At 66.0% G+C, this 24,693-nt stretch carries 25 protein-coding genes and 1 pseudogene; 22 read left to right on the top strand and 4 right to left on the bottom strand.

Annotation, left to right across the window (positions count from 1 at the left end):
* The first annotated feature begins 44 nt into the window (after positions 1 to 44).
* From AB4Z37_RS14105 to AB4Z37_RS14080, 6 genes are all read left to right on the top strand, one after another.
* The gene (locus AB4Z37_RS14105; protein ID WP_441517364.1) at positions 45 to 1,298 is read left to right on the top strand and encodes a D-amino acid dehydrogenase; all 1,254 of its coding nucleotides are present in this window, start codon (positions 45 to 47) and stop codon (positions 1,296 to 1,298) included.
* Between the two features lie 235 nt (positions 1,299 to 1,533).
* A complete protein-coding gene (locus AB4Z37_RS14100; RefSeq protein ID WP_441517363.1) occupies positions 1,534 to 2,808 on the top strand; it encodes an ABC transporter substrate-binding protein in 1,275 nt (424 codons plus the stop codon).
* Positions 2,809 to 2,896: 88 nt separating this feature from the next.
* Positions 2,897 to 3,772 (top strand): branched-chain amino acid ABC transporter permease, encoded by an 876-nt coding sequence (locus AB4Z37_RS14095; protein ID WP_441517362.1) that lies wholly within the window; start codon positions 2,897 to 2,899, stop codon positions 3,770 to 3,772.
* A gap of 2 nt (positions 3,773 to 3,774) precedes the next feature.
* Complete coding sequence (locus AB4Z37_RS14090; protein ID WP_441517361.1) at positions 3,775 to 4,701, top strand: branched-chain amino acid ABC transporter permease; 927 nt, start codon at positions 3,775 to 3,777, stop codon at positions 4,699 to 4,701.
* An 8-nt stretch (positions 4,702 to 4,709) separates the two neighbouring features.
* Positions 4,710 to 6,173, top strand: a complete 1,464-nt coding sequence (locus tag AB4Z37_RS14085; protein WP_441517360.1) for an ATP-binding cassette domain-containing protein — start codon at positions 4,710 to 4,712, stop codon at positions 6,171 to 6,173.
* Positions 6,174 to 6,285: 112 nt separating this feature from the next.
* A complete protein-coding gene (locus AB4Z37_RS14080; protein WP_441517359.1) occupies positions 6,286 to 6,678 on the top strand; it encodes a hypothetical protein in 393 nt (130 codons plus the stop codon).
* A 16-nt stretch (positions 6,679 to 6,694) separates the two neighbouring features.
* Here AB4Z37_RS14080 and AB4Z37_RS14075 read toward each other — a convergent pair whose 3' ends face one another.
* Positions 6,695 to 7,243 (bottom strand): cupin domain-containing protein, encoded by a 549-nt coding sequence (locus AB4Z37_RS14075; protein WP_441517358.1) that lies wholly within the window; start codon positions 7,241 to 7,243, stop codon positions 6,695 to 6,697.
* Between the two features lie 176 nt (positions 7,244 to 7,419).
* On the opposite strand from AB4Z37_RS14075, the gene AB4Z37_RS14070 reads away from it, so the two are divergent.
* On the top strand, positions 7,420 to 8,751 hold the full coding sequence (locus AB4Z37_RS14070) for an aspartate aminotransferase family protein (RefSeq protein ID WP_441517357.1): 1,332 nt from the start codon (positions 7,420 to 7,422) through the stop codon (positions 8,749 to 8,751).
* A gap of 162 nt (positions 8,752 to 8,913) precedes the next feature.
* Here the strand turns inward: AB4Z37_RS14070 and AB4Z37_RS14065 are convergent, their stop codons facing one another.
* Together AB4Z37_RS14065 and AB4Z37_RS14060 are read right to left on the bottom strand one after the other, a co-directional pair.
* The gene (locus AB4Z37_RS14065; RefSeq protein WP_441517356.1) at positions 8,914 to 9,687 is read right to left on the bottom strand and encodes an SDR family NAD(P)-dependent oxidoreductase; all 774 of its coding nucleotides are present in this window, start codon (positions 9,685 to 9,687) and stop codon (positions 8,914 to 8,916) included.
* 56 nt (positions 9,688 to 9,743) lie between these two features.
* Positions 9,744 to 10,466 carry a GntR family transcriptional regulator gene (locus AB4Z37_RS14060; protein WP_441517355.1) on the bottom strand — a complete coding sequence of 241 codons (723 nt, stop codon included), beginning with the start codon at positions 10,464 to 10,466 and terminating at the stop codon, positions 9,744 to 9,746.
* A 112-nt stretch (positions 10,467 to 10,578) separates the two neighbouring features.
* Between AB4Z37_RS14060 and AB4Z37_RS14055 the strand changes: the two genes are divergently transcribed.
* The 10 genes from AB4Z37_RS14055 (at position 10,579) to AB4Z37_RS14010 (ending at position 19,648) form a co-directional block, all read left to right on the top strand.
* A complete protein-coding gene (locus AB4Z37_RS14055) occupies positions 10,579 to 11,391 on the top strand; it encodes an SDR family NAD(P)-dependent oxidoreductase (RefSeq protein ID WP_441517354.1) in 813 nt (270 codons plus the stop codon).
* 45 nt (positions 11,392 to 11,436) lie between these two features.
* Positions 11,437 to 12,687: an ABC transporter substrate-binding protein gene (locus AB4Z37_RS14050; RefSeq protein WP_441517353.1), complete on the top strand. Its 1,251-nt coding sequence runs from the start codon at positions 11,437 to 11,439 to the stop codon at positions 12,685 to 12,687.
* A gap of 53 nt (positions 12,688 to 12,740) precedes the next feature.
* Positions 12,741 to 13,682, top strand: coding sequence for a branched-chain amino acid ABC transporter permease (locus tag AB4Z37_RS14045; RefSeq protein ID WP_441517352.1), 942 nt, complete (start codon positions 12,741 to 12,743; stop codon positions 13,680 to 13,682).
* 10 nt (positions 13,683 to 13,692) lie between these two features.
* Positions 13,693 to 14,073 (top strand): hypothetical protein, encoded by a 381-nt coding sequence (locus tag AB4Z37_RS14040; protein WP_441517351.1) that lies wholly within the window; start codon positions 13,693 to 13,695, stop codon positions 14,071 to 14,073.
* On the top strand, positions 14,045 to 14,959 hold the full coding sequence (locus AB4Z37_RS14035) for a branched-chain amino acid ABC transporter permease (protein WP_441517350.1): 915 nt from the start codon (positions 14,045 to 14,047) through the stop codon (positions 14,957 to 14,959). Before AB4Z37_RS14040 ends, AB4Z37_RS14035 begins: the two co-directional genes overlap by 29 nt.
* Positions 14,956 to 15,705 carry an ABC transporter ATP-binding protein gene (locus tag AB4Z37_RS14030; RefSeq protein ID WP_441517349.1) on the top strand — a complete coding sequence of 250 codons (750 nt, stop codon included), beginning with the start codon at positions 14,956 to 14,958 and terminating at the stop codon, positions 15,703 to 15,705. Before AB4Z37_RS14035 ends, AB4Z37_RS14030 begins: the two co-directional genes overlap by 4 nt.
* Positions 15,702 to 16,412 (top strand): ABC transporter ATP-binding protein, encoded by a 711-nt coding sequence (locus tag AB4Z37_RS14025; protein WP_441517348.1) that lies wholly within the window; start codon positions 15,702 to 15,704, stop codon positions 16,410 to 16,412. Before AB4Z37_RS14030 ends, AB4Z37_RS14025 begins: the two co-directional genes overlap by 4 nt.
* A gap of 96 nt (positions 16,413 to 16,508) precedes the next feature.
* The gene (locus AB4Z37_RS14020) at positions 16,509 to 18,209 is read left to right on the top strand and encodes an FAD-dependent oxidoreductase (RefSeq protein ID WP_441517347.1); all 1,701 of its coding nucleotides are present in this window, start codon (positions 16,509 to 16,511) and stop codon (positions 18,207 to 18,209) included.
* A gap of 56 nt (positions 18,210 to 18,265) precedes the next feature.
* Complete coding sequence (locus tag AB4Z37_RS14015) at positions 18,266 to 18,889, top strand: glutathione S-transferase (protein WP_441517570.1); 624 nt, start codon at positions 18,266 to 18,268, stop codon at positions 18,887 to 18,889.
* Between the two features lie 15 nt (positions 18,890 to 18,904).
* Positions 18,905 to 19,648, top strand: a complete 744-nt coding sequence (locus tag AB4Z37_RS14010; protein WP_441517346.1) for an SDR family NAD(P)-dependent oxidoreductase — start codon at positions 18,905 to 18,907, stop codon at positions 19,646 to 19,648.
* A gap of 811 nt (positions 19,649 to 20,459) precedes the next feature.
* Here the strand turns inward: AB4Z37_RS14010 and AB4Z37_RS14005 are convergent.
* On the bottom strand, positions 20,460 to 20,627 hold the full coding sequence (locus AB4Z37_RS14005; protein WP_441517345.1) for a hypothetical protein: 168 nt from the start codon (positions 20,625 to 20,627) through the stop codon (positions 20,460 to 20,462).
* Positions 20,628 to 20,763: 136 nt separating this feature from the next.
* On the opposite strand from AB4Z37_RS14005, the gene AB4Z37_RS14000 reads away from it, so the two are divergent.
* From AB4Z37_RS14000 to AB4Z37_RS13980, 5 genes and pseudogenes are all read left to right on the top strand, one after another.
* On the top strand, positions 20,764 to 22,206 hold the full coding sequence (locus AB4Z37_RS14000; RefSeq protein ID WP_441517344.1) for an aldehyde dehydrogenase: 1,443 nt from the start codon (positions 20,764 to 20,766) through the stop codon (positions 22,204 to 22,206).
* Between the two features lie 28 nt (positions 22,207 to 22,234).
* Positions 22,235 to 22,768, top strand: a complete 534-nt coding sequence (locus AB4Z37_RS13995) for a MarR family winged helix-turn-helix transcriptional regulator (RefSeq protein WP_441517343.1) — start codon at positions 22,235 to 22,237, stop codon at positions 22,766 to 22,768.
* 102 nt (positions 22,769 to 22,870) lie between these two features.
* The gene (locus AB4Z37_RS13990; protein WP_441517569.1) at positions 22,871 to 23,863 is read left to right on the top strand and encodes a TRAP transporter substrate-binding protein; all 993 of its coding nucleotides are present in this window, start codon (positions 22,871 to 22,873) and stop codon (positions 23,861 to 23,863) included.
* A 105-nt stretch (positions 23,864 to 23,968) separates the two neighbouring features.
* Positions 23,969 to 24,532 (top strand): TRAP transporter small permease, encoded by a 564-nt coding sequence (locus tag AB4Z37_RS13985; RefSeq protein WP_441517342.1) that lies wholly within the window; start codon positions 23,969 to 23,971, stop codon positions 24,530 to 24,532.
* Between the two features lie 6 nt (positions 24,533 to 24,538).
* Positions 24,539 to 24,693: pseudogene (locus tag AB4Z37_RS13980) on the top strand (C4-dicarboxylate ABC transporter permease); the annotation flags it as partial.

Here is a 24,693-nt window from a genome sequence, read left to right as displayed (position 1 = left end):
TGGGCGCACAGGTCGCGCCCCGCACTCCGGCGAACGAGGGTGACATGAAAGTCGCAGTGCTGGGCAGCGGCGTTATCGGAGTAACGTCGGCCTACTACCTCGCCAGGGCTGGCCATGCGGTCACGGTGGTGGATCGCCAGGCGGGACCGGCGCTGGAGACCAGCTTCGCCAATGCCGGCGAAATTTCTCCTGGCTATGCCTCGCCCTGGGCAGCCCCGGACGTGCCGATGAAGGCACTGAAGTGGCTGTTCATGGAGCACGCGCCGCTGATCCTGCGGCCGAAGCCCGATCCCGCCATGCTGGCGTGGCTGCTCAGCACACTGCGCAACTGCACGCCCGAGCGCTACGCCGTGAACAAGCGGCGGATGATGCGGCTCGCGGAGTACAGCCGCGAGCAGCTTATCGCGCTGCGTGAGGATACCGGCATCCGCTACGACGAGCGGCAGCAGGGCACACTGCAGCTGTTCCGCACCCACAAGCAGGTCGATGCCGCAGCCAAGGATATCGAGGTGCTGCGCCGCGACGGCGTGCGTTTCGAGGTGCTCGATCCCGCCGGCTGCGTCGCCGCCGAGCCGGCGCTGACCCATGTGCAGGGCTTGATCAAGGGCGGGCTACGCCTGCCCGACGACGAGACCGGGGACTGCTACAAGTTCACCGGACAGCTCGCCGAGCTTGCCGGGCGCCTTGGCGTCGATTTCCGCTATGGCGTCACCATCCGGGAGATCACCCGCAAGGGGGCCGAGATCGTCGGCGTGCAGACCAGCGAGGGCGTGATCACCGCCGACACCTATGTGATCGCGCTGGGTAGCTTCACGCCGAGGGTGGTGCGCGCACTTGGCCTGCGTGTGCCGGTCTATCCGGTGAAGGGCTATTCCATCACGATTCCGATTGTCGATGCTACGCGGGCGCCGGAATCGACGGTGATGGACGAGACCTACAAGGTGGCGATCACGCGCCTCGGCGATCGTATCCGGGTGGGCGGCATGGCGGAGGTGTCCGGCTTCACCAACGATCTACCGGCCGAGCGTCGCGGCACCCTCGAGCAGTCGGTCAACGATCTGTTTCCGGCGAGTGGAAATCTCGCGGCCGCAACATTCTGGTCGGGTCTGCGTCCGATGACGCCCGACGGCACGCCGGTGCTCGGCCGCACGCCGATCCGCAACCTCGTGCTCAACACCGGCCATGGCACGCTGGGCTGGACCATGGCTTGTGGATCGGGGCGCGTGGTTGCCGACCTTGTCAGCGGCCGGTCGCCGGAGATCGAGACGGCCGATCTCGGCCTGTCACGCTACTGCTAGCCTTCAAGCAGGTTGACCGAGGCGGTGTCATACCGCACTGCGCCATCACGGTGCACCAGTTCCAAAACCGACATCGACGAACGGCGCATTGGCTGAACGCGGCAGCCTGCGTGACGTTTTCGAGATCGTGAAGCAGATGACCGCGTGCTTCGTCTTGCCGGGATCGCTGCGGTGGTTACACTGGCATCCCAAGAGGCTGACCAACAAGCCTTGTTGAGCGAGAGAGGAAGCGACCATGGACGATAAGATCTCCCGGCGCGGTCCGGGATCGTTGCGATCCGTTTTCCTGACCACGGCCCTGGGCCTGTCCCTCGGCTTCTCCGCAGCTCTCGGCGCCGGTCCCGCGCATGCCGCGGACCCCATCAAGATCGGCGTGATCGCGGAAGCGCAGGCCATCGCCGGCGCCTCGATCCCGCAGGCGGCACAGCTGGCGGCGGACGAAATCAACGCCAAGGGCGGCGTCGACGGCCGCAAGATCGAGATCATCACCTACGACAATCACAGCTCGTCGGCGGACTCGGTCCGCGCGTTCCAGCGCGCGGTCAACGAGGACAAGGTCAATGTGGTGATCGCCAGCTATATCAGCGAAGTGGTGCTGGCGCTCGAGCCCTGGGCATCGCGGCTGAAGACGCCGTTCATCACCCCTGGCGCCGCATCCAACGAGATCAGTCTCAGCGTCCACAAGGACTATGAAAAGAACAAGTACACCTTTCATGGCTACCTGACCTCGGCGGCGCTGGCGCTGTCGGTGTGCGACGCGGCCAAGGAACTGCTGGTCGACGACAAGAAGATGAAGACCGCGGTGATCATGAGCGAGGACGCCGCCTGGACCAAGCCGCTCGACATCGGTTACGAGGAGTGCCTGCCGAAGATCGGCCTGAAGGTGCTCGACCACATCCGCTTCTCGCCGGACACCACCGACTTCACGCCGATCTTCAACAAGATCGAGGGCGTCAAGCCGGACGTGATCATCACCGGCATCTCCCATGTCGGCGTGCAGCCCACGGTGCAGTGGAAGAACCAGCAGGTGCCGATCCCGATGCTGGGCATCAGCTCCCAGGCCACCAACAGCACCTTCGGCAAGGACACCAATGATGCGGCGAATGGCGTGCTCTATCAGGGCGTGTCCGGGCCCGACGTCGCGGTGACGCCGAAGTCCCTGCCGTTCGCGGAAGGCTTCAGGGCGAAGTTCGGCAATTACCCGTCCTATGCCGGATACACAGCCTACGACGAGGTCTATTTCATCGCCGACGCGGTCAAGCGAGCGGGCACCACGGATGCCGATCCGCTGGTCGCCGCGCTCGAGAAGACCGACTGGATCGGCACCATCGGCCGTGTTCAGTTCTATGGCAAGGACGACCAGTTCACCCATTCGATCAAGTACGGCAAGGGGCTGATCACCGGGCTGATGCTGCAGTGGCAGGACGGCAGGCAGGTCAGCGTGTGGCCGAAGGAGGTCGCGAAGGGACAGCTCAAGTTCCCGAGCTTCATCAAGGTCACCAGCAACTGACGATGCCGACAACGGTGCTTCCGGAGCCCTCCGGGAGCACCGTGCTGTTTTCCTCCAGTGACGGCCTCCTTGGCCGCGGCGTTTCCTGATGCTTGCCCTTCAGATCCTGATCGACGGTTTCGCCGTCAGCGCGCTCTATGCGCTCGGCGCCACCGGGTTCACCCTCATCTTCGGCGTGTCCGGCGTCCTCAACCTGTCCCACGGCGCCATCATGGTGCTGGCGGCGGTGGCGGCGTGGGCCGCCGGCAGCGTGCTGCATCTCGACACCTACTCCGGCGCGCTGATGGGCGTCGGCGTCGCGCTGGTCGCCGCGCTCATCACCTATTTCGCGGTGGTGCAGCCGATCCAGCGCTCGCGCAAGATCCCCAACGAGGAGAAGGAAATCTTCGTCCTCACCGGTACGCTGCTGTGGGGGATCATGATCCAGGAGCTGATCGCCTATTTCTTCACCAACAACGCCAAGACGGTGCTGCCGATCGTCGAGGGCGTGGTCAGCATCGTCGGCGTCCGCACGCCGCGCAACGAGATCTTCACGGCGCTGGTCTGCTGCCTGGTGATCGCGCTGCTCTGGTTCCTGGTCAACCGTACCCGCACCGGCAAGGTGGTGCTGGCGGCGTCGATGAATCCGCGCGGGGTGACGCTGCTCGGCTTCGAGCTGACCAATGTCTACATCGTGGTGTGGAGCATCTACGGCGTTCTTGCCGGCATCGCCGGCGTGCTGCTCGGCATGTTCCTCGGCGTCAGCTCCTACAGCGTCGGCCCGCTGACGGCGAGCGCGTTCTCCATCGTCGTGCTCGGTGGCCTCGGCAGCGTGTCCGGCTCGCTGATCGCCGCGCTCGTGGTCGGCTATCTCGAGACGTTCACCGCCTACGTGATCTCGCCGGCGTATCGCACCATTCCCGCGCTGCTGCTGCTGGTTGCGGTCATGTATGTCCGGCCGCAAGGCCTGCTCGGGAGGCGGTGAGCATGGGGGATATTCTGCGATCGCGGCCGCTGTGGATCGGCCTCGTGGTTGTCGTGCTTGCCGCGACGCTGCCGCTCTACGTCTCCGGCTATGTGCTGGGGCTCTTGACCGTCGCCTACTATTTCGGCGTGTTCGCGATGGCCTGGGACCTGTTGTTCGGCTTCGCCGGTGAGGTCAATTTCGGCCCGACCTTCCTGATCGGGGTGGGGGCCTATACGGCGGGCATCGTCAACAACCAGTATGGCTGGTCGGTTTATCTCTGCATCGTCCTCGGCGCGATGGCCTCGGTGATCGCAGGTCTCGTCCTGGCGCTGCCGGCACTGCGGGTGCGCGGCCCGTATTTCGGCCTCACGACGCTGGTGGCGGTGCTGATGCTGCAGAACTTCATCGTCGTGTTCGCCGATCTCACCGGCGGCGAGATCGGCTTGACCATCCCCGACGTCATCACCATCAGCGCCGACATCAACTACTGGATCGCGCTCGGCTTCATGGCGGTGAGCGCCGCCATCCTCTACGGCCTGTCGCGCTCGCCGGTCGGCTTGATCCTGCAGGCCAGCGGCCAGGATCCGGTGCAGGCCGGCGCGCTCGGCTTCAACATCGTCAAGCACAAGCTCGCCGCGTTCATTGTCAGCGCGTTCTTCTCCGGGCTGTCGGGGGCGCTGCTGGTGTTCTACTTCGGCACCGCGTCCGTGGGGACGGTGGTGGATGTCGCCGTCGGTGTCCAGGTGATCGTCGCCGCTGTGCTCGGCGGCCGGCGCACGGTGCTCGGCGCCGCTCTCGGTGCCATCTTCCTGATCGTCGCCGGCGAATTCCTGCGGCCGACGGGCGAGCTTGCCACCTTCATCGTGTCGACGGTGGCGCTGCTCGCCATCCTGTTCATTCCCAACGGCTTCCTCGGCTACGCCTTGTCGCGGGGGGCGCGGTCGTGAGCGGGACGATGCGGCCGACCCTTGAAGTCCGTGGCCTGGTCAAGCGCTTCGGCGGCCTGACCGCGGTCAAGAACCTCACCCTTGACCTGCATGGCGGCGAGATCCTCGGCCTGATCGGCCCCAACGGGTCCGGCAAGTCCACCGCGATGAAGGCGATCATGGGCATCGAGCGGCCGACCGCCGGCACGGTGCGCTTTCAGGGCGAGGACATCGCCGGGCAGCCGTCCCACCAGATCGCCCGCCGCGGCTTTGGCATGGTGTTCCAGCATTCGCGGCCGCTGAACCGGCAGACGGTATTGGAAAACATCATGGTGGCGCTGCTGCCGGACAGCCTGTTCAAGCTGTTCGCCGACCATGCGCTGATCGAGCGGGCGAAATGGATCGCCGAGCGGGTGGGGCTGGGCGCGGTGATGGACCGCCGGCCGCCGACGCTGCCGTTCGCCGACCTGCGTCGCCTCGAGCTCGCCAAGGCGATCGCGCGCGATCCCAAGGTGGTGCTGGTGGACGAGCCGTTCGCCGGCCTGACACTCGCCGAGGTCGCGACCTTCTCCGACCTGATCCGCAGCTTTCGCGACGAGGGGCGGGCGGTGCTGCTGGTCGATCACAACGTCAAGAGCGTGGCGGCGCTGGTCGACCGGGTGCTGGCGATGTATCTCGGCGAGGAGATCGTCACCGGCCGTGCCGACGAGGTGATGCGCAACGAGACGGTACGCCGGGTCTATCTCGGCGGCGCGATCGAGACTTCGGCGCGCCCGGAAACCAGCTTCACCGACAAGGTGCCGTTGCTGCAGGTGCTGAACCTCAGTGTGACCTACGGCAAGGCGCAGGCGCTGCAGGACGTCTCGATCCACGTTCACCAGGGCGAGTTCGTCTCCATCGTCGGATTGAATGGCGCCGGCAAGACCACGCTGTTCAACGCCATTTCCGGCTTGTTGCCCTACAGTGGCGAGATCGTGCGCGATGGCGAGCCGCTGCGTGGCATGTCGCCGGCGAAGATCGCCCGCAGCGGCATCGTGCATTGTCCGGAAACGCGTGAGCTGTTCGGCGAGATGACGGTGCGCGAGAATCTCGACCTCGGCGGCCAGCATCTCGATGACGAGGCGCGCGGGCGCCAGCTCGCCTGGCTGTTCGAGTTGTTCCCGATTCTCAGGGAGCGGCAGGGGCAGATGGCGCAGACGCTGTCGGGGGGCGAGCAGCAGATGCTGGCCATCGGCCGCGCGCTGATGATGCAACCGAAAATTCTCGTTCTCGACGAGCCGACCCTGGGACTGGCGCCGGTCATCCTGGAGCAATTGTCGAAGGCCTTGACGCGGCTGCGGCAGACCACGTCGATTACCGTGCTGCTCGGCGAGCAGAATGTCACTTTTGCACTGCCGCACGCCGATCGTGTCTATGTGCTCGAGCATGCGCGGATCGTCTGGGAGGGCGATCCCGGACGCTTCGCGGAGGAGGCGGGGGAGGGCTATCTCTAAGGGAGCCTCGACGGAAGATCGGGGCAAACCCGGATTTACAGATCGCCCGCGCTGCCTGAGGATACCGCCTGTCCGTCGACGGGCGCATCGACATGGCCAAAGGGAGCGACCCATGTTCCAGCTGTTCTCGCGTGCGCGGTCCGGTGGCCCGTTCCGGGCCCGCTCGGCGGGGCGTGACGCGGAGACCGACACCGCCCGGATCGCCTCGATTGTCCGTGCCATCGATGCCGCGGTCGGAGCTGCGGAAACCGAGTGGTCGGGGCTCAGCACGCGCATCGACGACGTGCTCGCCCGCGCGGCCGTGACGCTTGGCAATGACAGCGACGAATATCTCACCCGTGAACCGCTCGATACCCACCACCAGAACCTGTTCGACCAGGAGGTCGCCAACGGCCAGCGGCGCCTCGACGAGCTGACCCACACCATCAAGCACTTCAAGTTCGTGAAGGCGGCGCTGCTGAGCCGTTTCCCCAGTTTCAGGATGCCGCCGGCGTCGGCGACATGATGGGGAGGCCGTCCCGTCAGAATGTCGGCGGCGTGCAGGCGCTGATCACGTCGCAAGGTACGGGGCCGACACAGCGGAAGCGGTGCGGCCGGTGGCTCTCGAAATAGTAGGCGTCGCCGGGCCCCAAGATCTTGCGCTCGTCGTCGACCGTGACCTCGAGCCGTCCGCTCAGGACAATGCCGCCTTCCTCACCCTCATGGACCAGCGGCACCTTGCCGGTGTCCGCGCCGGGCGCGTAGCACTCCTTCAGGATCTGCAGCGCGCGGCCGAACATGCTCTCGCCGACCTGGCGGAATGAGATCGGCCCCTTGCCGATCTCGACGAGTTCGTCGGCCCGGTAGAACACCTGTTTGGGGCGCTCCGGCTCGAACGAGAAGAATTCGGCAAGACCGATTGGGAAGCCGTCGAGGATGCGCTTGAGCGCGCCGACTGAAGGGTTGGTGCGGTTCGATTCGATCAGCGAGATGGTGGAGTTGGTCACACCGGCGCGCTTGGCGAGCTCCCGTTGCGACAGATTGTGCCAAATCCTGAGGGATCGCAGCCGGTTGCCGATGTCGTCGCTCATGCAGGGCCGCCCGTTTCAACCCGCCGAAGCGTTCCGGCCGGGTGTTGAAGTTGTTCGAAATATCGCAAATCTTGAAAATAGATACAAATGATTTCAGTAGCTTAGAGTAAATCAGAAAAGGACTGTTCAACACCCTCGCCAGTGTGTTCCCTCGCTCCAGACGGAGGAAACGCCCCATGACCAGCCAATCGCCTGCCAATGCGCTCGACCTGTCCAGCTACTGGATGCCGTTCACCGCCAACCGCCGCTTCAAGCGTGAGCCGCGGCTGCTGGTCGCCGCCGAGGGGATGCACTACACCACCGCTGACGATCGCCGCATCCTGGACGGCGCAGCCGGGCTGTGGTGCGTCAATGCCGGCCATGGCCGGCGCGAGATCGTGCAGGCGGTCGAACGTCAGTTGTCGACGCTCGACTATGCGCCGTCCTTCAATATGGGTCACCCGATCGCCTTCGAGTTCGCCGAGAAGCTCGCGGCGATGGCGCCGGGCGGCGGCCGGCTCGACCGTGTGTTCTTCACCAATTCGGGCTCTGAATCGGTCGACACCGCGCTCAAGATCGCGCTCGCCTATCATCGCGCGACGGGCCAGGCGAGCCGCACCCGATTGATCGGCCGCGAGCGTGGTTATCATGGCGTCGGCTTCGGCGGACTGTCGGTCGGCGGTCTCGGCTACAACCGCCGCGCCTTCACGTCGCTGCCGGGCGTCGATCACCTGCGGCATACCCACGACCCGGCGCGCAACGCGTTCTCGCGCGGCCTGCCCGAGCACGGCGCCGAACTCGCCGACGATCTCGAGCGGCTGGTGGTGCTGCACGGCGCCGACACCATTGCCGCTGTAATCGTCGAGCCGGTTGCCGGCTCGACCGGCGCGCTGCTGCCGCCGAAGGGCTACCTGCAGCGGCTGCGCGAGATCGCGACCAGGCATGGCATCCTCTTGATCTTCGACGAGGTCATCACCGGCTTCGGCCGCCTCGGCACGCCGTTCGCGACCGACTATTTCGGTGTCACGCCTGATATCGTCACCACCGCCAAGGGCCTGACCAACGGCACCATCCCGATGGGGGCGGTGTTTGCGAGCTCTTCGATCTACGACGCACTGATGCAGGGCGACGAGAGCCAGATCGAGTTCTTCCACGGTTATACCTATTCCGGTCACCCTGCGGCCTGTGCGGCGGGTCTCGCCACGCTCGATATCTACAAGCGCGAGAACCTGCTGACCCGTGGTGCGACGCTCGCCACCGGCTGGTCGGATGCGATGCATACGCTGCGCGACTGCCCGCATGTCGTCGACATCCGCGCCGCCGGACTGATTGCCGGGATCGAGCTTGCGCCGCGCGACGGCGCGGTCGGCGCGCGGGGGCAGGAGGTGTTTGCCGAGTGCTATCGCCGCGGCGTTCTGGTGCGCGTGACCGGCGACGTCATCGCGCTGTCGCCACCGCTGATCATCGAGGAAGGCCAGATCGGCCAGATCGTGGAAACGCTGCGCGCAGCGATCGCTCTGGTGAAGTAAGAAGGCCGCATCGTGCGATGGCCGCGCGCATCGCTTGTCGTTGCGCGCGGCTTCTGAGCGCTTAGAGCGCGTTTGCTTCGGATGGAAGCGCGAACGCGCTCTGATTTTTTGTTTGACGCGTTTTCTTCACGCGAACCGGTGTCCACTTCGCTCGAAAACGCTCTAAACCGGCGCCGGCAGGAACTTGGCGTTCGACCAGCCGCCGTCGACCGGCAGGGTGACGCCGGTGATGAAGCTCGCGGCCGGGGAGGCGAGAAACACGCAGGCGGCGGCGACCTCGTCGGCGCGGCCGGGACGGCCGAGCGGGCAGTTGTCGATCATCATGGTCCGGAACCAGGGATTGGTGCCGAGCCGCGTCTCTGTCAGCGGGGTGGCGATCAGGCCGGGCGCGACGGCGTTGACGCGGATGCCGTCGCGGCCGAACTCGGTGGCGAGCTGCTGGGTCATGCCGATCACGGCGGCCTTGGTCGGCGCATAAGCGGCGCTGTTGGCAGCCCCGACCATGCCGAACACCGAGGCGATGTTGATGATGGCACCGCCGCGTCCCTTCATCGCGGCGATCACCTCGCGGCAAAGCCGGAAGGGCGCCGCGACATTGACGGCGAGATAGCGCGCAAGGTCGGCATCGCTCGTTAGCGCAATCGACTTGGCGTCGCCGATGCCGGCGTTATTGATCAGCACGTCGACCTCGCCGAACCGGGTGCGGCAGGCGGCGAGCACGGCATGGCCGGCGTCTTCGGCAGTCAGATCCAGCGTCACCCCCTGAAAGTGCGGGTGAGCGGTCAGTGCCTGCGGCGCTTCGGTGCGGTCGGCGCCGAGCACGCGAGCGCCGGCCTGCAGGAAGGCCTGCGCGGTGGCGAGGCCGATGCCGGACGAGGTGCCGGTGATGATGGTGATGCGATCGGTGACATCGAACAGTGCGGTCGAGGCGCTCATCCCGGGTGTTTCCTCTCGTTGTTGTTGATTGTGTTGCTTGAGGAGCGGGTGAGGCGCTACGAGGCAAGCACGTCGCGCCAGGCCTCGGGCTGGATGATGTCGTCATGGCCGCAATACTGGCGCAGGTGGCGCTGCAGGTTGAGGCCGGCATAGTAGACGTGCTCGCGCATCAGCGATTCCGCACGCCATTCCTTGCGATGCAGGATGGCGTCGAGCACGCGATGGTGGTCGTCGTGCGAGCGCCGCAGGATCGGCAGGTCCTGCCAGAGAATGATGCGGTCGGACAGCAGCGGCATGTTCTGCGCCGAGCGGATCGCCTGCTCGAGGCGGACACTGTGCGCGGCCTTGATGACTGTACCGTGCACCGCCATGTTCATCGCCCTGTAGGGCAGCAGGTCGTCCGGCTCGAACGTGTCCTTGGTCAGGATGCGGTCGCCGTCGGCGAGCGCAGCGCGGATCGCCGCCTCGTCCTCGTCGTTGAGGCCGCGTTCGGCGGCGCGCCGCGCCGCGAGGCCTTCCAGTGTGGCGCGGACGTCGTAGGCGTCCATCAGCTCGGACAGGTCGAAACGGCGGACGAAGTAGCCGCGGTTCGGGTGGTAGACGAGGAAGCCTTCAGTCGCCAGCGTGCTCAGCGCGGTCCGTACCGGCGTGCGCGACACGCCGAGGCGTTCGGCGATCGGCTGCTCGTTGGCGTGCTCGCCCGGCTGCAATTCTCCCTGAACGATCAGCTCGCGGATGTCGTCGGTCACGGTCTGGGACCGGGTGCGGGTGGCAGCCATCTGGATCTCATTGGATACAATCTAAGCGTTAAGAGGTTTTTTATTCCTTGAAATTGGTCTTTACAAGGGTAATTGTATCCAATTATAAGCCGCCCCCGATCGGAAGGTGCTCATGGACGGAATTGCTGGACGGCTGTTTCTCATCACCGGCGGGGCGCGCGGCATCGGCCGGGCGACCGCTGAGGCGATCGCCGCGGCCGGTGGCGATGTCGCGCTCGCGGACATGGACGGCGCGGCCGCGTCGCAGACCGCGCGGGAGATCACCGATCGTTTCGGCACCCGCGCTGTGGGGCATGCGCTCGACGTGCGCGACCTCGACGCCACCAGGGCGGTGGTCGCGGCGATCGAGCGCGACACCGGCCCGATCGCAGGCCTCGTACCGGCGGCGGGCATCACCCGAACCCAGCCGGCGGAGACCATGGACGGCGCGGCCTGGCGCGACGTCATCGACATCAACCTGTCCGGTACGTTCTACAGCTGTCAGGCCGCAGCCGAGGTGATGTTGCCGCGCCAGCGTGGCGCCATCGTCACGCTGGCCTCGATCACGTCGTTCGGCGGTCAGGCGGGGCGGGCGAACTACGCCGCATCGAAATGGGCGGTGGTCGGGCTGACCAAGACGCTGGCCATCGAGTGGGGCAACCGCGGCATCCGCGTCAACGGCGTCGGGCCCAACGCGGTCGATACGCCGATGCTGCGCGGCGGCGTGCCCGAGCGCTTCGTCGACGGGGTGATGTGCGACCGCACGCCGCTCGGCCGTGTCGCACAGGCGAGTGAGATCGCCGCCGTCATCCTGTTTCTGCTGTCCGACCACGCGTCCTACGTCAACGGCGCGGTGATCCCGGTCGACGGCGGTTTGACTGCCGGCTTCCTGACCCACGCCAGGGGCCGCGACTACGCCAGCAAGATCCTGGACGCCCAGCAGTAGCTGGCGTCCGGGCAAGCAAGAACCAAAACGAGAGGGAGGGCCGTCATGGCTGTTGTGAAATCATTGCTCAAGATGCTGGCCGCGGGTGCGTCGTTCGCCGCGCTGATGGGGGCAGCCTCGGCCGAGCCGCTGAAGATCGCGATGATCGAGGCGCTGTCGGGGCCGGCGGCGCAGACCGGCATCGCCTTCACCGAAGGCATGCGCTACGGCGTCGCCCGCATCAATGAGGCCGGCGGTTTCAACGGCGACAAGGTTCAACTGATCGAATACGACAACCAGGGCGGTCCGACCGGCGCGGCTGACAAGCTCAAGACCGCGATCGCCGACGGTGCGCGGATCGTCTCCTCGGCATCGTCGTCCGCCGTCGCCGCCCAGCTCACCGAGGACATCCGCAAGTACAACCTGCGCAATCCCGGCAAGGAAATCATCTACTACAATGTCGGCTCGGAGGCCTACGAGCTGACCGCCGAGCGCTGCCACTTCTGGTTCTTCCGCATGGGGTCGAACCCCTATGTGCGGATGCAGGCGCTGGTCAAGGTGATGAAGGAAACCGGCGTGCTCGGCACCAAGGTGTACTCCATCAACCAGAACTACTCCTACGGTCACGACATGCAGGCCGCCCAGGCCCGTGCGGTCAAGGAAGCCGGTGCCACCGTGGTCGAGGCGGTGCTGCATGACGTCAACAAGATCCAGGACTTCTCGCCCTACATGGCGAAGATCAAGGCATCCGGCGCCGAGACGGTGCTGACCGGCAACTGGGCCAACGACATCATCCTGCTGCTCAAGGCGGCGGGGGACGCCGGCTCCAAGGTGCGCTTCGGCAACACCTCGCTCGACACTCCCGGCACGCTCGGCAATGCCGGCCCGGCCGCGCTCGGCTCCTATCTCGTCAAGATCTACAACCTCGAGGCGGGCGGCGAGAAGGGCAAGGCGTTCATCGAGGATTTCAAGACCCGCATCGGCCACTATCCCTATTCCGAGGAACCGACCGCGGTGTTCGCGCTGATGCTGCTCGGCGAGGCGCTCAAGACCGTCGACTTCAAGGGCGGCGCGATCGACGCCAAGGCATTGGCGCTGGCGATCGAGAGCTCGCATTGGGAGTCGCCGATCGGGCCGTGGTCGGTGCGCAAGGACGACCACCAGGCGATCCTGCCGATCACCGTCAGCGAAGTGTCGAAAGCTGCGGCCTACAAGGTCGATGGCACAGACATGGGCTTCAAGCTGCTGAAGGTGGTGGATGCGAAGACCGCCGCCATCGAGGTCGCGCCGTCCTGCAAGATGCAGCGGCCGAACTGATCGCCAATCGCTAAGGGGAGGCGCGCGCCGCGGGGGCGGCGCGCGGGCACGCGATGGAATTCATTGTCGTTTCCACCATCAACGGCCTGATCTATGGCTTGCTGCTGTTCATGGTGTCTGCCGGCCTGACGCTGGTGTTCGGCATGATGGGCATCATCAACTTCGCCCATGCGTCGTTCTACATGATCGGGGCATATCTGGCGTATTCGCTGGTCAAGCTGATCGGCTTCGCCGGAGCGTTGATCGTTGCGCCGATCCTGGTCGGGATCATCGGCATCGTGGTCGAGCGCTTCCTGCTGCGCCCCGTCCACAAGTTCGGCCATGCCCATGAGCTGCTGATGACCTTCGGCCTTGCGTTCGTGGCCGAGGAAATGATGAAGCTGGTGTTCGGCAATTATGCCGTGCCCTACAATGTACCGGCGGCGCTGCGCTTTCCCGCGTTCTCGCTGTTCGGCACCGACTATCCGTTCTATCGCATCTTCGTCGGGGTGACGGCGCTCGTGCTGTTCAGCATCCTGTTCTACCTGCTGCGCCGTACCCGCATCGGTATTGTCGTGCGCGCGGCGGTGCAGCGCCCGGCGATGACCGGGGCACTCGGCCACAACGTCGATACGCTGTTCATGGGCACCTTCGGCCTCGGCGCCTGGATGGCGGGCGTCGCCGGCGTCGTCGGGGGCGCGCTGCTCACCACCAGCCCCAACATGGCACTGGAGATGGGCGTGCTGGTGTTCGTCGTCGTCGTGGTCGGCGGCCTCGGCTCGCTCGAGGGCGCGTTCGCCGCCTCGCTGATTATCGGCCTGTTGACGTCGCTGTCGATCGGCATCGACGTCTCGATCGCCGACCTGTTCGGCTATGTCGGCCTCGGCGGGATCGTCACCGCGCTTGGTGGCCCGCTCGTCGTCAAGCTCTCCACCTTCGCCGGCGCCATGCCGGTGCTGGTGATGCTGATCGTGTTGATGGTCCGGCCCGCCGGCCTGTTCGGAGATCGTCTGTAGGATGACCGCCATGCCTCTCACCGCTTCGTCGCAGGCACCGGCCGGCGCGGCGCTGTCCCGGTCGCGGATCGGCGCAGCCGCCCTCGTTCTCGTGGTGCTGACGCTTGCCGCGGCGCCGTTCCTGCTTGCCGATGCCACCCTCGGCGTCCTCAGCAAGGCGCTGATCGCTGCATTGTTCGCGCTCGCCTTCAACCTGCTGGCGGGGCAGGCGGGCATGCTGTCGTTTGGCCATGCCGCCTATTTTGCCGTCGGCGCCTTTGCCGCCGTGCATGCCATGGTCGCCGTCGACCACGGCGTGTTGTGGCTGCCCACGCCGTTCATCCCGCTGGCCGGCGCACTGGCGGGGGGGGCTCGCCGGCGCGGTGTTCGGCTTTTTCGCCACCATGCGTAGCGGCGTCTATTTTTCCATGGTGACGCTGGCCATCGCCGAGCTGCTGTACACGCTGGCCCCCAATCTGCAGGGCGTCTTCGGCGGCGAGACCGGCATCTCCTCGTTCCGCCAGCCGTTCGCACTGTGGAATTTCGGCTCCGAGCAGCACGTCTACACCCTGGTTCTGATCTGGACGGTGCTGTCGGCGGGACTGCTGTGGGCCTATACCCGCAGCCTGTTCGGCCGCCTCACCATCGCGCTACGGGAGAACGAAAAGCGGTTGCCGGCGCTGGGCTACAATGTTCATGCCACCAAGATCCTGGTATTCGCGGTGTCCGGGATGTTCTCCGGCGTCGCCGGCGCGCTGCTCGCCGTGTCCAACGAGAGCGCCAACTACGTCCTGTTCCAGCTCAGCATGTCGTCGAGCGTGGTGCTGACCACCTTCATCGGCGGCTCGACCTTATTCCTGGGGCCGGCGATCGGCGGCTTCCTGATGAGCCTGTTCGGTCATGTGGTGTCCGATCTCACCCGCTCATGGCTGCTCTACCAGGGCGTCATCTTCATTGTGGTCATGCTGAAGGCTCCGAACGGCATCGCACAGTGGAGTCTCGACTGGGTCGACGCGATCGGCCGGGACGGCTGGCGCGCCGCCGGGCGGCTCGTCCTGCAGGTCCTGACCTTGGCGTTTGCCGCGCTCGGCATCGTTCTGTTGTGCGAGCTCTGTGCCACGCTGTTCGCCCGCGACTATGCCGCCGAGGTCGAGCGCACCGGCGTGTGGCCGGCGATCTCGGTGTTCAACCGCGCCTGGCTGCCGACCTCGCCGACCACCTGGCTCATGCCGCTGGCGCTGGTCGGCGCGGCGGCGGCGGTGCACTGGTCCACCCGTCGCCTCAAGGTGCGCGCATGACACCGGCCCTGCAGATCAACGGACTGAAGAAGTCGTTCGGCGACGCCGAGATCATCCGCGGCCTCGACCTCACGGTCGGGGAGGGCGAGCGCCATGCCATCATCGGCCCCAACGGCGCCGGCAAGTCGACACTGTTCAACCTCGTCACCGGCTACTACCAGCCGACCTCCGGCGAGATCCGTCTGCGTGGTGCTGGCATCGGCGGCATGGCGCCGCACAAGGTCAACCGCGCCGGACTGTCGCGCTCGTTCCAGACCACGACCGTGTTCGCGCGTCTCAGCGTGTTCGAAAACCTGCGCATCGCGGTGATGGCCCGCCACGGCCGCCGCTTCAGCCTGTTCCGCCGCGCGGCGGCAGCGCGGGCGATCAACCGCGACACCGAGCAACTGCTGGAGCTGGTCCGCCTGGAGGCGCTCGCCAACAAGATGGCCGGCGATCTGACATACTCCGAGCAGCGCGCGCTCGAGATCGGCATGACGCTCGGGCCGGGCGGGCAGGTGATCCTGCTGGACGAGCCGACCGCAGGCATGTCGCGCGAGGAATCCAGCTACACCGTGGACCTGATGCAGCGTGTCACCACGGGAAAGACCCTGATCGTGATCGAGCACGACATGGACGTGGTGTTCTCGCTGAGCGACCGTATCTCGGTGCTGGTCTATGGCCAGATCATCGCCTCCGACACCCCCGCGGCCATTCGCGACAATGCCCGCGTTCAGGAAGCCTATCTTGGCGAGGGCCACGCATGACCGCGCTGTCGATCCGCAACCTGCATGCTCACTATGGCAAGAGCCATGTGCTGACCGGGGTCGACATGGCCATGGACCAGGGCGAGATCGTCGCCGTGCTCGGCCGCAACGGCTCGGGCCGCTCCACCATGCTCAAGACCATCGTCGGCCTGGTGACGCCGAGCGCTGGCTCGGTCCGCCTCGGCGACCATGAACTGGCGGGCGCGCCGGCGCACCGTATTGTGCGCCACGGCATCTCCTTCGTGCCCGAGGAGCGGCTGGTGTTCGACTTCCTCACTGTGGAAGAGAACTTGCAGGTCGGCCAGCAGCCGCCGGTCGCCGGCGCCCCGGCGTGGACCATCGAGCAGATGTACAGTTATTTTCCGCGTCTCAAGGAGCGGCGCTGGACCAAGGCGGGTAACCTGTCCGGCGGCGAGCAGCAGATGCTCACCCTGTGCCGCTCGCTGCTCTGCCATCCCCGCATCATCCTGATCGACGAGCCGACCGAAGGGCTGGCGCCGAAGATCGTCGAGGGGCTGGTGGACGTGATGCAGGATATCGCCCGCCGCGGCGTCGGTATCGTGCTGGTCGAGCAGAAGATGACCATTGCGCTGCGCATCGCCGGACGCTGCCTGGTGATGGGGCGGGGACAGATCGTGTTCGAGGGCACGCCGGAGGCGCTGCGCGGTGACGCGCAGACCCGGCGTAACTGGCTGGAAGTGGCGTAAGGGCTCGGTTTCAAGACGTTTCAATCAGCTGCAGCGCGCCGCAACGGACGGGCGGATCGGCTCTAAGGTTTAAAGAAAAAGACGGGAACGAGAGAGATGGTCGGTTCGCAATGGGATCACGAGATCGATGTCCTGGTGATGGGCTCCGGCGCCGGCGGCATGGCCGCGGCACTGACGGTGGCCCAGGCCGGCCTTACCGTGATGGTGGTGGAGAAGACGGAGTATTTCGGCGGCAGCACCGCGGTGTCCGGCGGCGCGGTGTGGATTCCCGAAAATCCATTGATGGCCTCGGTCGGCCATAGCGACAGCCGCGCCAGCGTCTGGCGCTACCTCGAGCAGACGCTCGGCAACCGGCTGCGCCGCGATATGGTGGAAGCCTACCTCGACGCCGGCCCGCGCATGGTGTCGTTCATGGCCGCCAACACCGCCGTGAAGCTGCTGCCACGGGCCTATTCGCCGGACTACGAGCCGGAGCTCGAAGGCGCCTCGCTCGGCGGGCGCACCCTCGATCCGGCGCCGTTCGACGGCCGCGAGCTCGGACGGCATTTCGCCAGCGTGCGGGCGCCGCTGCACACCTTTGTCGCCCTCGGCGGCATGATGGTGGACCGCAAGGACATCGCCAACCTGTTGTCGGCGCACAAGTCGGCGAAGTCGTTCGTGGCGGCGGCGAAGCTGATCGGGCGCTACCTCAGCGACCGCCTGCGCTACCCGCGCGGCACCCGGCTGATCCTCGGCAACGCGCTGGCGGCGCGGCTGCTGAAGTCGGCCCTCGACCGCGGTATCGACCTGCGGCTGCGTACCGGCATCAGCGAACTGATCATCGAGAACGGCCGGGTGGTCGGCGCGGTGATCGAAACCAGCGGCCGCAGCCAGCGGGTCCGCGCCCGCAAGGCGGTGGTGCTCGCCGGCGGCGGCGCGCCGCAGAACCCGCAATGGCGGGCCGAGCATGTAGCGTTCGCCGGCCAGCACACCAGCATGTCGCCCCCCGGCAATGTTGGCGACGGCATCCGGCTCGGGATCTCGGCCGGCGGCGTGATGGAGAGCGAAGCCGCGGAACCCGCGTTCCTGACACCGGTCTCCATTCTCAAGAAGGCCGACGGCAGCACCACCGTGTTCCCGCATCTGGTGCTCGACCGCCAGAAGCCCGGCGTCATCGCCGTCAACAGGAGCGGCCGGCGCTTCGTCAACGAGGCGACCTCATACCACAGCTTCGTCGAAGGCATGTATCAGGCGCACCAGAGCGTGCCGTCGATCCCGTCCTATCTGGTGTGCGACGCGGCGTTCGTGCGCACCTACGGCCTTGGTCTTGCGCGTCCGGGTCCGTACCTGCACGGCCCGCTGATCCGCGCCGGCTACCTGATCGAGGCGCAGACCCTGCCGGACCTCGCCAGGGCGATCGGTGTCGATGCCGCAGCGCTGGCGGAGACGGTGGCCAACCACAACCGCTATGCGCAGACCGGCGTCGATCCGGAGTTCGGCAAGGGCAGCTCGGAATACAATCGCTATCTCGGCGATCCCGACCACAAGCCCAATCCGTGCCTCGGCCCGATCGTCAAGCCGCCATTCTACGCGGTGCGGGTCTGGCCGGGAGACATCGGCTCGGCGCTCGGCCTGAAGACCGATACCCATGCCCGTGTCCTCAGCGAGGACGGCGAGCCGATCGCCGGCCTCTATGCCTGCGGCAACGACATGCGCTCGATCATGGCCGGCAACTATCCGGCTGCCGGCATCACCCTCGGCCCGGCGCTGACCTTCGGCTACATTGCCGGCTGCGATATTGCTGGACGGATGCCGTAAACGGTGCCCGTCGTCCGCTCCACCGACCTGTTCCTGCCTCCTGGAGATTTCCGATGCTGAAAGTGTTCTATTCCCCCGCGTCGCCGTTCGTCCGCAAGGTGCTGGTGACGGCCCACGAGACCGGTCAGTTCGACCAGGTCGAGAAGCTGCCGAGCGCGGCTCACCCGATCAACCGCGACATGACCATTGTCGCGCGTAATCCGCTCGGCAAGGTGCCGACCGCGCTTGCCGACGACGGCACCGCGCTGTTCGACAGCCGCGTCATCTGCGAATACCTCGACGCCCAGTCGACCGGGACCAAGGTGTTCCCGGCGACCGGGCCGCAGCGCTGGGCGGCGCTGGTGCAGCAGTCGCTCGGCGATGGCCTGATCGATGCGGCGCTGCTCGCCCGTTACGAGACCGTGGTGCGTCCGGCGGAGATGCAGTGGAAACCGTGGCGCGACGGCCAACTCGCCAAGATCAATTCGGCGCTCGATCAGATCGAGGCGCTGGCGCCGCAGTTCGGTAATGCCGTGACCATCGGCACCATCACGCTGGGCTGCGCGCTTGCCTATCTCGACTTCCGCTTTCCTGACCATGGCTGGCGTGAGGGCCGGCCGCAGGCGGCGCAGTGGTTCAAGGTGTTTGGCGAGCGGCCGTCCATGGTCGCGACCTACGCCCACGACGCGCCGGCACGCTGACAGGGGAGAGAGGCCATGACCGGGCAGCAGCAAGCGGGCCGTATCGCCGTCGTCACCGGCGCGGCACGCGGCATCGGCTTTGCGACCGCGCAACGGCTCGCCGCCGACGGCGTCCATGTGGTGCTGACTGATGTTGATGGGCATGTGGAGGAGGCCGCGGCCGCCATCTCCCGCGACCAGGGCGGCCGTGCCGAGGCGCGGCGGCTCGACGTGCGCGACGAGGCGGCTTGCGAGGCGCTGATCGCCGGCCTGCCGCGGGTCGACGTCATGGTCAACAACGCCGGCATCTTCGACGTCAAGAGGACCGAGGACCTCACCCCCGAGGACTTCCGCCGGATGTACGATATCAACCTGGTCGGGATGTTCGTGCTGGCGCGGGCGGCGGCGCGGCGGATGTCGGCAAGCGGACGCATCGTCAATATCGCTTCGCGCGCCTATCTCGGCGCCGTCGACTATGCCCACTATGTGGCGTCGAAGGCGGCGGTGGTCGGCTTGACGCGGGCGCTGGCGCTGGAGCTCGCGCCGCGCGGCATCCTGGTGAACGCGGTGGCTCCCGGTGTCATCGATACACCGATCCTCGCCGCGTGGAGCGATGAAGCCCGCGCGAGGCTCGCCTCGGTGCAGCCGGTCGGGCGGCTCGGCCGCCCCGAGGACATCGCCAACATGGTCGCATTCCTCGCCTCGCCGACGACAGACTTCATCACCGGGCAGGTCATCCTTGTCGATGGCGGCCGCTCACTCGGCGGTTTGACCGGCTGAATGCCATGCAGCGCAGCCACGCTCAACTTCACCGCGGCCGGGATGGCGCAGTGTGAAAGTTGAAGTGAAATGAAAGGCTTGCCAGGTGAGGGCGAGGCGGCAGCAGTGCTGCAGTGGCCTCACAGAAAAATCGGCCCATAGGCAGTGACCGACTGCCCATGGGTCGAAATTTCACCATTTGTTGCCGCGTAGGAGATAGGGCCGGAAAGACGTTGGCGTCTGCCGGGCGATGATCCCGCGGAAAGCGAGTCTCGGCTTGAAAGCGCGGCGATTGTCGCGAGGCGCGAAGGTTACTTCTTCTTCTTCGCGGTCTTCTTCTTGGCGGTCTTCTTGGCCGCCTTCTTCACCGTCTTCTTCGCCTTCTTCGCTTTCTTCGCCATGATGTCCTCCATCAGACCAAAAGGGCTCAAACGAATCTGCGCTGATCGGGAATCGATCTGCACGACACCAAGATTACACCACAATTCAAGAATTGATACGCCGCTCCGAGATTCTGCTGTTGACGACGGGACGACGCCGTCGTTCGCGATGGACATGTGCGGCGCTTGCGTGTCGCGAGAACACGCGCGGTGCCGATAAGTCTTGCAATGCGTGGTGTTCGTCGTTGATGGCGCAACCGCAGATACGTGCGTGCGACGGAGATCGCACCTGTCGCGATGCGATGTCGGCGATGACGTGATCGTCGATGGCGATCGCCGGCACGGCGCCATCGCGACATCGACGCCCCCCACCCGATCATCGTGTGTCCTCCCTTGATCGCCGCCGGGGTCTCTCGCGCATCGCACTCCTCGCAGGCGGAACGTGGCCGAGGTCACAACGGCCTGGTGCCGGCCGGCGCACTCGTGGCTTCATCGGGCGGCGCGACGGGGTGTGCGAAATTCTCAAGCCTTGTTCGGGTGTTGGCCGCGCCGATGTGCTGCGTGTTGCGATGCGAAATGGCCGTCACCGCGGTGTCGTTTTTCCCTGCAAAATTCGGCATCTCCGGAGATGCTTTGGTATCAAACTAGATACTTTGATATCCAAGCATCTTGTCGGATGGCGGCAGGTTTGCTAGTCGTCCGGGCAATCAATGCCGGGTCAAGCATCGCAACCGATGCGGATGAGGGGAGCGCACCATGAATGTTCAGCTTTTGATCGACAATTCTGATCTCGATGCCGCGGGTGGGCGCACGTTCGCGCGCAAGAACCCGGTGACCGGCGCGGTCGCGACCACCGCCGCTGCCGGCGGTGTCGAGGACGCCAAGCGTGCCGTCGACAGCGCCGCGAAGGCATTCCCGGCCTGGGCTGCGCTGTCGCCGACCGAGCGCCGCATGCTGCTGCTCAAGGCCGCCGACGTCATGCAGGGCAAGGGCGCCGACTTCGCCGCGCTGATGACGGAAGAGACCGGCGCAACCGCGCCGTGGGCCCACTTCAACGTCATGCTGGCATCCAACATGTTGCGCGAGGCCGCGGCGATGACCACCCAGATCTCGGGCGAGGTCATTCCCTCCGACAAGCCCGGCACCCTGGCGATGGCGGTGCGCAAGCCGGTCGGCGTCTGCGTCGGCATTGCGCCGTGGAATGCCCCGGTCATTCTCGGCACCCGCGCGGTGGCGATGCCGCTGGCGTGCGGTAATACGGTGGTGCTGAAGGCCTCCGAGCTGTGCCCGGCCACCCAGCGCCTGATCGGCCAGGTGTTCCGCGAAGCCGGCTTCCCGGCGGGCGTGGTCAACGTCATCAGCAACCAGCCGGAGGACGCCGCCGCGGTGGTCGAGGCGCTGATCGCCCATCCCGCCGTGAAGCGTATCAACTTCACCGGCTCGACCCGGGTCGGCCGCATCATCGCCGAGACCGCCGGGCGCCATCTCAAGCCGGTGCTGCTGGAGCTCGGCGGCAAGGCACCGCTGGTGGTGCTCGACGACGCCAATATTGACGACGCCGTCGATGCCGCGATCTTCGGTTCGTTCGCCAACCAGGGCCAGATCTGCATGTCGACCGAGCGGATCATCGTCGACGAGAAGATCGCCGACACCTTCGTCGCCAAGTTCGCGGCGCGGGCCAAGAAGCTGCCGGCCGGAAACCCGCGCGAGCACGTGGTGCTGGGCTCCCTCGTCAGCGTCGAGGCCGCCGAGAAGGTCGAGGAACTGATCGCCGATGCCAAGGCCAAGGGGGCCGAGGTCGTCGCGGGCGGCGGCCGCACCGGTTCGATCATGGAGGCGACCGTGATCGATCGCGTCACCCCGGCGATGCGCATCTACAGCGAGGAGTCGTTCGGCCCGGCCAAGAGTGTCATCCGCGTCAAGGGCGACGACGAGGCGGTGCGGGTCGCCAACGACACCGAGTACGGCCTGTCGTCGGCGGTGTTCAGCCGCGACATCAACCGCGCGCTCAGCGTCGCCGGCCGGATCGAGAGCGGCATCTGCCATATCAACGGACCGACCGTGCACGACGAGGCCCAGATGCCGTTTGGCGGCGTCAAGGGCTCGGGCTATGGCCGGTTCGGGGGCCGCGCGGCGGTGGCGGAGTTCACCGACCTGCGCTGGGTGACCATCGAAAGCCATCAGCATTATCCGTTCTGAGCGGTCGGGCATCGTGGCCGAACGGAAGATGAAAGCACCCATCAAGACCTCGCCGCCGTTTGGCGGCGAGGAGGCTTACGTGCCGCCGGCGCTGGCCAACCTGATCGGCTACTACCTGCGCATCGCCCAGGAGGCCTCGTTCCAGGCGATCCGCCAGGCGGCGGGGAAGGCGGATCTCAAGCCCGGCTGGTACACCATTCTGACCATCCTGTCGGACAACCCTGGCCTGACGCCGACCGAGCTCAGCAAGCTGTGTGGGCGCGACCGTTCGACGCTGACCTCGACGCTCAACGGGCTCGACGCCCGTGGCCTGATCGCCCGCCGCCGCAAGGCCGGCGACCAGCGCAGCTATGGTGTCAAGCTCACCGCGGCCGGGGAGGCGATGCTCAGGAAGTTGCAGGTGATCGCCCACGCGCACGACGAGAAGCTCGATGCCATCGTCGGCAAGGATAAACCGCTGCTGATGGCGCTGCTTCGCCGCATCGTCGATGAGCTCGGCAATGGACAATCGCCCCCGCTGCGGCGCGCGCGAGGGCTTGGCAAGACCCGTCGAACTAGATAACATGTTAAATAATTAGCATGGGCAGCCGGGTTTCCCGGTCAAGTTCGGCGTTTACCGCGAAGGGAGGGACCTTTGAAGAAGACGACACTGCTGGCGCTCGCGATGGCGGGGACGATGTCCGCGCTGACCCCCGCGATGGCGCAGGACAAGACCATTACCCTGAAGATCTCGCTGTGGGTGCCGCCGGCGCATCCGCTGGTGCCGGCGACGCAGGCGTGGGCCGCCGATCTCGAGAAGGCCTCGGGCGGCACCATCAAGGGCATCGTGTTCCCTTCCGAGCAGCTCGGCAAGGCGTTCGACCACTATGACATGGCGCGCGACGGCATCGCCGACGTCACCTATGTCAACCCGGGCTATCAGCCGGGCCGCTTCCCGATCGTGGCCGCCGGCCAGGTCCCGTTCACCTTCGGCGACGGCAAGAAGGGAACGATGGCGCTCGATGAGTGGTACCGCAAATACGCGCCGACCGAGATGAAGGACACCAAGCTGTGCTTCGCCTTCATCCACGATCCCGGTTCGCTGCATGGCAAGAAGAAGATCGTCGTGCCGAGCGATCTGAGCGGCCTGAAGGTGCGTCCCGCCCAGAGCACGTTCGCCGAGATGGTCAAGCTGCTCGGCGGCACCAACGTGCAGGCATCGGCGCCTGAATCGCGTGACGCGCTGGAGCGCGGCGTTGCCGACGAGATCGCGTTCCCGTGGGGTTCGGTATTCCTGTTCGGCATCGATAAGGTCGTGAAGTACCATATCGACACGCCGCTCTACACCACGGTGTTCACCTACAACGTCAACCTCAAGACCTATAATTCGATGTCGGACGCCCAGAAGAAGGTGTTCGATGACCACTGCTCGCCGGAGTGGGCGGCCAAGGTGTCCGATCCCTGGACCGAGTTCGAGGCCAACGGCCGCGTCAAGATGCGGGCGCTGCCGGGTCATGAGGTCTACAAGCTGACCGACGAGCAGATCGGGCAGTGGAAGACCGCGACACAGGTGCTGCGTTCGACCTGGGCGGACTCGGTCAAAGCCGCCGGTGGTGATGCGGCCAAGATCCAGGCCGACCTCGACGCCGCCATCAAGAAGCACGACGCCGGGATCTGATCCGCGTCGCCTGGCATGGCGCGGTGGCCGCGATCGGCCGCCGCGCTGGCCGCTCGATCTGCCTTTGGACTGTCTGTTTCACCCGTTCCACCCCCCAGGGACCCGATGACCGCACAACCGGAAGTCAGTCAGGACGGCGCGCTGGCGCCGTCGCCGTCAAGCCGCAAGAGCCTGATGGACCGCTTCATCGACACGATCGAGCTGATCGCCGCCGCCTTTGTCGGCATCGTGGCGCTGAACACCTTCATTGCGATCCTCATGCGCAAGTTCTTCGCTGTGACGATCCCCGACTACTACGACTTCGGCCGGCTGCTGCTCGGCATCCTGATCTTCTGGGGCATTGCCGCGACCAGTTATCGCGGCTCCCACATTACCGTCGATCTCGTCTGGGCCAACGCTACGCCGCGCTACCAGCGCCTGATCGACATCTTTGCGACGCTGGTGCTGCTGTTCGTCGTGACGGTGCAGACCATCACGCTGTTCGACAAGGTTCACACCACCTACCAGGACAACGTGCTGACCTACGACCTGCGGCTGCCAAACTGGCCGTTCTTCGCGGTCGCCTGGATCGGTGACGTTTCGGCGGTGCTGCTGATCGCGATCCGGACCTATCGCCTGATCTTCCATCCGGAAGATGTCCATGATGCCAAAGTCAAGACGGCGGAGTGAACGGCCATGACCCCTGAAACCGTCGCCGTCCTCGGCTTCGTCACCCTGTTCGTTCTGATGCTGCTGCGCGTGCCGGTCGGCATGGCCATGGGCCTCGTCGGCGTCACCGGCTTCGGCTACCTGACTGGCTTTGGCCCGGCGCTCAAGCTCGTCGGCCAGAC

This window comes from Bradyrhizobium sp. 2TAF24 (assembly GCF_052115025.1).
Classification (GTDB): domain Bacteria; phylum Pseudomonadota; class Alphaproteobacteria; order Rhizobiales; family Xanthobacteraceae; genus Bradyrhizobium_A.
Note: the sequence above shows the minus strand (reverse complement) of the source record. Positions and strands in the feature narration are given on the sequence as shown.